Below are 7,146 nucleotides of genomic sequence, written 5' to 3'. Positions count from 1 at the left end.
GCTGCCGACGCAGAAGAACAACGCCATCGACGAGCTATTGCCCCACAACTGGATGCCGGCTATGCCTGACAAGGCGTGATGGCCGGACGCTTACTGAAAAACACCTCAAGAGCCCTATTGGCTCACTCTCACATTTCAGAGACCAGATTGTTGGAGCTCTCGACCTGGCTATCACCGGCATTTAACGCCGAAGCACAGCGGCGACCTTGGAGTGGCGCCGAAGGCGTCATGGAAAGGGCGTCCGGCGGCCATCGGCCGCGTACTGCTGCGACTTGTTATGAGATTTGCGACTTGGTTTCGGGTAGACAGTCCGCAAATGCTCTCTGAATTTTAGGGATTTTGCCACGCTGCTCACCGCCACCGTGCAATATGACCACCAGCATACCCACCATTACTGACACTCCGTTGGATATTCGGACCATCTGCTCCAGGAGAGGAAGCGGATAACCTTTGCTGTGGCGATGGATAGCGTGAATACCACCGTGGACAAAAGAGCTAAGGGGCTTCCACGAATACTCTCTGAATTCCAACAGCATGTTTACCGGTTCCGGTGGTGCTTTACCCTGCAATTTCTCAAGCATTTCGCTGACCATTGGTAGCTTATTTGCTCTGTTAGCCGCCTCTTGCGTCAACTCACTGGTTAACTTTGAAACGGCAGCATCAGAAGCGGCGTAAAGCAGCCACATAGCCCTCACCAGAGCTTCATACTGAAGACGGACAAGCCCCGTAGCTGACGTTAAATTGCCGGCAGAGATCAACATCTTTGCGCTCTCGGCATGCTCAAAAGCAACACTGCACATGACCCTGCTGGCTATAATTCTCTCCGAGTGGTCGAACGGAGGGAGCGCCAGAAACTCCAAGAGCTTGCTTTCGAGTTCAGCGGATCGCGATAAAAGACTGTTTATCAATGGTTTCCCTACTCATAACGCCGCCAGCATGCGCGGCTTTGTAGTGTAGGCGAAGCCGTAACGTAAAAGCCGTCGCCGTGCCTGGCCTTGTTAGTGGGAGACGAAAAGGTCGAGGCCGTATCGACTGTGGCGTGCCTTGGTGTCATTTCGAAAGCAAGGCCGCCACAAAATATGATGGGGCCACCATGCCGACTCCGATCAGAGCGTACATGAAAAAATCTTCGCTGCCGCAAGATCGAGCTTCGACGCATGACATGAGGGTAGCCATCATCGCCATGAGCGCCAGCCAAACAAGAGCTCCCGCTATTGCTCCTCTTTCATCAATTCTGGACACCCTTTTCCTCCCTGAACCCCGGATTTGTAAGGCTGAAAAAGTGCTCGAAGAAACCACTAACGCTGAAATAATCGGCGGCCCGACAGGGGCGTCCGGTGGACGGCCGCCAGGCCGGGAACGTATTTAATTGACTTGTTAAAGGGTCTATCCGCCATGGTCCGCCATCGGTAACTTCTTGCACTTGGTGGCATGCATCTCTATGTTTTTGATTTTGATGACGGCTTTGCAACCAACACAGCAAACTACTCTTCGATGGCCGCGCTCATGCTTGAACAGATTCCGGCGTCTGACAGCAACCCCGCAGTGTTTACAGGTTACATACTCTTCTGCACGCGCTGCCGCCTCAAGCTTGTGTTTCTTTTTGCGCCGCTGTTGCTGAGTTCGCCCACTCTTGAACTCCTGCGCTGCAGCCCGATTTACTGGGCGACTCTTTGACAGGCCAAGTTTGACAAGTGGATGCATTACACAGCCCCTTTAACGCCCGGCTCACCGGGTAAATTTTTGATGGCGGCTTTTGTGCGGATTCATGCACAAAAGGTGACAGCGGAAATTTATCCGGTGCAGCCGATTGTTAGACGCTACTGCAGCCGCGAACATTTTCCAATCACTGAGTAATAATCGGTGGCGGCGGGATTACTAGCATTGCTACTCAGGCTCATAATTACGAAAGTTCCATCCTTGTCCATCATAAATACACCGCCCCAGCCTTCCCCAGGCATTTCACACCAAGTAGGCCTACCGGATTCATTATAACTACACTCAGAGAGCCAATTGGCGTCGATGCCAAAGAGCCGGAGCCCCGTGCGCCTTCCAACAATGTATTTATTCTCAGTGACCCCAGAGAAGGACCCGAATGTTGAACCTTCGCGCTTTGTAACTGCCGCGCCTTGCTCTGCGATACATAAATAGGAGCTGTCCTGAGCTTCCGCAATGGCAGCCCCCGATAGAAGACCAAGCACAAACAATACAACGCGCATCTTCGTTATCTCTCCCTGCAGGCTTTATCTGTCTAACAGATTATTCTACGGCAAAAGTGACGGTATATCTGAACCAGCCTTTCCCAAGGTATAGAGCAAAGTTCTCGTAAAAACAATGTCTTGCCAGATCCCGAGTTTCCCTAATCCTGCATATCCATACCAAAAAAAGCGACCAAACGTCGCTATACTTCGAATATACCGACAAAACCGGTGAATATCCGGTGGATATCCGAGAAAAACGTCAAAACCCGCCCACACAGGAGACGCCAATCACGTGTTCTGATCGGGATCGGGATACTGTCCAAAACAAAAAACCCGGATAACCAAACGGCATCCGGGCAAAGGACTGTCACTGTGAACAGTGCAACCGAGGGGGTTTAATCAGCACACGGTGGTGCCGCCATCAATGGCGATGTTCTGGCCGGTGATGTGGCGGCCGGCTTCGGTGGCGAGCAGGGCGATCAGGCCCTTCATGTCTTCCTCGCCGCCGAAGCGGTTCAGGGGGATGCGCTCCAGCATCTTCTCGCCCATGGCGTCCAGCAGGCCGTTGGCCATCTTGGAGGGGAAGAAGCCGGGGCAGATGGCGTTCACATTGATGTTGTACTTGCCCCACTCGGAGGCCAGTGCCCGGGTGAAGTTGACGTTGGCGCCCTTGGACGTGTTGTAGGCGATGGTGTTCATGCCTTCCGGGTTGCCGGACAGGCCGGCGATGGAGGCCGTGGTGATGACCTTGCCGGACTTGTTGGGAATCATGCAGCGCTTGCCCACTTCGCGAGTGAGGAAGAAGGTGGCGTCCACGTTCAGGTTCATCACCTTGTCCCAGGCTTCGTCCGGGTAGTCTTCCGCTGCGGCACCCCAGGTGGCGCCGGCGTTGTTGACCAGGATGTCGATGGTGCCGAAGCGTTCGATGACCTGGTCTACGAAACCGGGCACGGCCTCACGCTTGGACATGTCGGCAGCGATGGTCATGACCTCGATGCCCTGACCTTCCAGGTGCTTCTGGGCGTCGTCCAGTTCGTGCTGTTTGCGGGCACTGATGACCAGCTTGGCACCCAGCTCACCCAGGGCTTCGGCCATCTGCAGGCCCAGGCCGCGGGAGCCGCCGGTAATAACGGCGACTTTGCCGGTCAGGTCGAGAAGTTGTTTCAGGCTCATTGGGGGCTCCTGTAATTGTTGTGATCTGCCCGGCCGCCTCGTTATTTAACGATCAGGGCCGGGCATTGTGCAGGTGGGCTTAAGCGATTTTTTCCAGCAGCGCGTCGCTGACCTTGCCCAGGTGATAGTCGGCATCACCGAACACCAGGTTGATCAGGGTCAGGCGCTTGAAGATGTGGGCCGCCCACATTTCGTCGGTCACACCCATGCCGCCGTGCAGCTGTACGCCGGCCTGGCCAACCTCACGGGCACCCTGGCCGATGAGCATCTTGGCCTGGGAGATGGCCTCGCGGCGGGCCGCACGGTCGTTGGAGTCGGCGCTGTCTGCGGCCAGGATGGCCATGGACCGACCCTGCTGGGCATGGATGAACATGTCCGCCATGCGGTGCTGCAGCACCTGGAACTTGGAGATCGGCACGCCAAACTGCTTGCGGGTCTGGGTATATTCCAGGGTGGCTTCGGTCATGGCATCCATGGCGCCCACGGCTTCGGCGCACAGGGCGGCCGTGCCCTGGTCGATGGCCTTTTCCAGCGCCGGGAAGCCCTGGTTGGCCTCGCCGATGATGGCGTCGGCGCCCACTTTCACGTCCTTCAGGGTCACTTCGGCGGTACGGAAACCGTCGTGGGTGACGAAGTCGGTGACGGATACGCCGTTGGCACCGGCATCCACCAGGAACAGGGTGATGCCGTCTTCATTGCGGGCATCGCCGCTGGTGCGGGCGGATACGATCAGCTGGCTGGCCTGGCCGCCGTGGATGACCGCGGTCTTGTTGCCATTGAGTACGTAGTCGCTGCCCTCAGCCTTGGCCACGGTGTTGATGTGGGCCAGGTTGTAGCGGGCACCGTGCTCGTAGGTCGCCAGAGCCATCAGCTTCTCACCGCTGGCAATGGCCGGCAGGATGGCCTGCTTCTGGGCGTCGGAGCCGGCGTCACGTACCAGGCCACCGGCCAGTACGACGGTAGCCAGGTAAGGCTCGGTCACCAGGGCGCGGCCGAAGGATTCCATTACCAGCATGGTGTCGATGCCGTTGCCGCCCAGACCGTCGTAGTCCTCGGGGAAGGTGAAGGCCAGCAGGCCCATTTTCGCCAGGGCATTCCAGATACCTGCGTCGGTACCCTTGCCGGATTCGATGATCTCGCGGCGTTTCTCGAAAGTGTACTCGTTGGCCAGGAAGCGGCGCAGCGAGTCCTGCAGCATTTGCTGTTCTTCTGTCAGTTCGAAGTTCATGGTCCGCTCCTTACAGCCCCAGCACCAGTTTGGAAATGATGTTGCGCTGGATCTCGTTGGATCCGCCGAAGATGGACAGCTTGCGCATGTTGAAGTAGTCACCCGCCGCCGGCACAGCGTTCATGCCGCCGACCATGGGGCCGTCGTAGTCCGGCTCCAGGGCATCCGGGATGTGGGCGAGGGCGTCCTGGCCGGTGGCTTCCATGGCCAGTTCAAACAGACGCTGACCAATCTCGGTACCGCGGATCTTGAGGATGGAGGCCTCGGGCCCGGGGCCGGAAGAGTTGGTCAGTACCCGCAGCACGGTCAGCTCCAGCGCACGCAGCTCGGCGTCCAGCTGGGCCAGGCGGTCGCGGAAACGCGGGTTCTCGATGATGGCGTGGCCGTCATCCTGTTCTTCCCGGGCGATTTCCTTCAGCCGGCGCATCATGGCTTTCCACTGGCCGACGTTGGCCAGGCCGGTACGCTCGTGGCCCAGCAGGTACTTGGCGTAGGTCCAGCCCTTGTCCTCTTCGCCCACCAGGTTTTCCACCGGCACCTTGACGTTCTCGAAGAATACGTCGTTAATCTCGTGCTCACCATCCAGCATGATGATGGGCTTCACGTCGATGCCCGGGGTCTTCATGTCGATCAGCAGGAAGGAGATACCCTCCTGGGCCTTCACGTCCTTGTTGGTGCGGACCAGGCAGAAGATCCAGTCGCCGTGCTGACCCAGGGTGGTCCAGGTTTTCTGGCCGTTGACGATGTAGTAGTCACCGTCCCGCTCGGCGGTTGTGCGCAGGGATGCCAGGTCAGAACCGGAGCCCGGCTCGGAATAGCCCTGGGACCACCACACAGAACCGTCAAGGATGCCCGGCAGGTGCTTGTCTTTCTGCTCCTGGTTGCCGAACTTCATGATCACCGGGGCCACCATGCGCAGGCCGAAGTCCAGCTGGCGGGGTGCGCCGGCGAGGGCACACTCTTCCTCGAAGATCAGCTGTTCCACTTCGGTCCAGCCGGTGCCGCCGAATTCCTTCGGCCAGGTGCTGGCGCCCCAGCCCTGCTTGTACAGAATCTGTTGCCAGCGGACGATCATGTCCTTGGTGAAACGCAGGCGCTTCTGAACCCGCTCGCGGATGTCATCCGGCAGGTTGTCCTGCAGGAACTGGCGGACTTCCTGGCGGAAGGCCTCCTGTTCAGGGGTGTAGTTCAGATCCATGGTTGTCTCTCTTTATCGTCAGTTGCAACGGGGCCCCTGAACAGCTGTCAGGGGCCCCGGTTAGTCATGCAATAGCCTTATTCGTACGAAATGCCCGATCAGGCCACTTCAAACAGGCCTGCGGCACCCATACCGGTACCCACGCACATGGTAACCACCACGTATTTGACGCCGCGGCGCTTGCCTTCGATGAGGGCGTGGCCCACCAGGCGGGAGCCGGTGGTACCGTAGGGGTGGCCCACAGCAATGGCGCCGCCGTTGACGTTCAGGCGGTCCATGGGGATGCCCAGCTCACGCTGACAGTACAGTACCTGGACGGCGAAGGCTTCGTTGAGTTCCCACAGGCCGATGTCGTCCACGGTCAGGCCGGCACGTTTGAGCAGCTTGGGTACCGCGTAGACCGGGCCAATGCCCATTTCGTCCGGCTCACAGCCGGCGACGGCGAAGCCACGGAAGATGCCCAGCGGCTGCAGGCCGCGCTGTTCGGCCAGCTTGCCATCCATCAGCACACAGGCCGAGGCACCATCGGAGAACTGGCTGGCGTTACCTGCAGTGACCACGCCACCTTCCATGGCGGAGCGGATCTTGCTCACGCCTTCCAGGTTGGTGCCGGGGCGGATGCCTTCGTCCTGGGAGACGGTCACTTCCTGGCTCATCAGCTGACCGGTGGCCTTGTCGGCAACGCCGGCGGTGGTGGTGATGGGCACGATCTCGTCGTCGAACTTGCCTTCCTCACGGGCCTTGGCGGCCAGGGTCTGGCTGCGTACGCCGTATTCGTCCATGTCCTCTTTCTTGACCTTGTAGCGCTGGGCCACGGTCTCGGCGGTCTGCAGCATGGACCAGTAGAGCTCCGGTTTGTTCTGCATCAGCCAGGGCTCGGCAACATAGTTCTGGTTTGCCGTAGCCTGAACGGTGGAGATGGACTCCACGCCACCGGCAACCATCACCGGTACCTTGTCCACAGCAATGTGGTGGGCGGCCATGGCGATGGCCTGCAGGCCGGAGGAGCAGAAGCGGTTGATGGTGGCACCAGCCACGGATACCGGCAGGCCGGCACGGATGGCACCCATACGCGCCACATCGTTACCGGTGGAGCCTTCCGGCAGGGCACAGCCCATCAGTACGTCTTCGATCTCAGCCGGGTCGACCTTGGCACGCTCAACCGCATGCTGGATGGCGTGGCCGGCCAGGGTGGCGCCGTGGGTCATGTTCAGGCCGCCGCGCCAGGACTTGGCCAGGGGCGTGCGGGCGGTGGATACGATGACGACATCATTCATAATCTTTCTCCTGTGTGCCGAAGCCCCTGCGGGCCCCGGCGATCAATTCGTGGTTTCCGGTTTCGCTCG

Annotated in this window: 7 protein-coding genes; 2 read left to right on the top strand and 5 right to left on the bottom strand. The window is 59.1% G+C overall.

Annotated elements, in window-relative coordinates:
* Positions 1-275: 275 nt before the first annotated feature.
* The gene (locus tag BM036_RS11750) at positions 276-800 is read right to left on the bottom strand and encodes a DUF6988 family protein (protein ID WP_091852226.1); all 525 of its coding nucleotides are present in this window, start codon (positions 798-800) and stop codon (positions 276-278) included.
* A gap of 317 nt (positions 801-1,117) precedes the next feature.
* Here BM036_RS11750 and BM036_RS19900 point away from each other — a divergent pair, with 317 nt between their 5' ends.
* Positions 1,118-1,369 carry a hypothetical protein gene (locus tag BM036_RS19900; RefSeq protein WP_143066599.1) on the top strand — a complete coding sequence of 84 codons (252 nt, stop codon included), beginning with the start codon at positions 1,118-1,120 and terminating at the stop codon, positions 1,367-1,369.
* A 62-nt stretch (positions 1,370-1,431) separates the two neighbouring features.
* The gene (locus tag BM036_RS19895; RefSeq protein WP_143066598.1) at positions 1,432-1,677 is read left to right on the top strand and encodes a hypothetical protein; all 246 of its coding nucleotides are present in this window, start codon (positions 1,432-1,434) and stop codon (positions 1,675-1,677) included.
* A gap of 923 nt (positions 1,678-2,600) precedes the next feature.
* Here BM036_RS19895 and BM036_RS11740 read toward each other — a convergent pair.
* The 4 genes from BM036_RS11740 to BM036_RS11725 form a co-directional block, all read right to left on the bottom strand.
* Positions 2,601-3,374, bottom strand: coding sequence for an SDR family oxidoreductase (locus tag BM036_RS11740; RefSeq protein WP_091852194.1), 774 nt, complete (start codon positions 3,372-3,374; stop codon positions 2,601-2,603).
* Between the two features lie 79 nt (positions 3,375-3,453).
* Positions 3,454-4,602 carry an acyl-CoA dehydrogenase family protein gene (locus BM036_RS11735; protein WP_091852191.1) on the bottom strand — a complete coding sequence of 383 codons (1,149 nt, stop codon included), beginning with the start codon at positions 4,600-4,602 and terminating at the stop codon, positions 3,454-3,456.
* Between the two features lie 10 nt (positions 4,603-4,612).
* Positions 4,613-5,800, bottom strand: a complete 1,188-nt coding sequence (locus BM036_RS11730; RefSeq protein WP_091852188.1) for an acyl-CoA dehydrogenase family protein — start codon at positions 5,798-5,800, stop codon at positions 4,613-4,615.
* Between the two features lie 98 nt (positions 5,801-5,898).
* Positions 5,899-7,077, bottom strand: coding sequence for an acetyl-CoA C-acyltransferase (locus BM036_RS11725; RefSeq protein ID WP_091852185.1), 1,179 nt, complete (start codon positions 7,075-7,077; stop codon positions 5,899-5,901).
* Positions 7,078-7,146 lie beyond the last annotated feature (69 nt).

It is taken from the genome of Marinobacter segnicrescens (assembly GCF_900111555.1).
In the GTDB taxonomy this organism is placed as follows: Bacteria; Pseudomonadota; Gammaproteobacteria; order Pseudomonadales; family Oleiphilaceae; genus Marinobacter; species Marinobacter segnicrescens.
The sequence above is the reverse complement of the archived record's forward strand: the minus strand, read 5'-3'. Positions and strand labels throughout refer to the sequence as shown.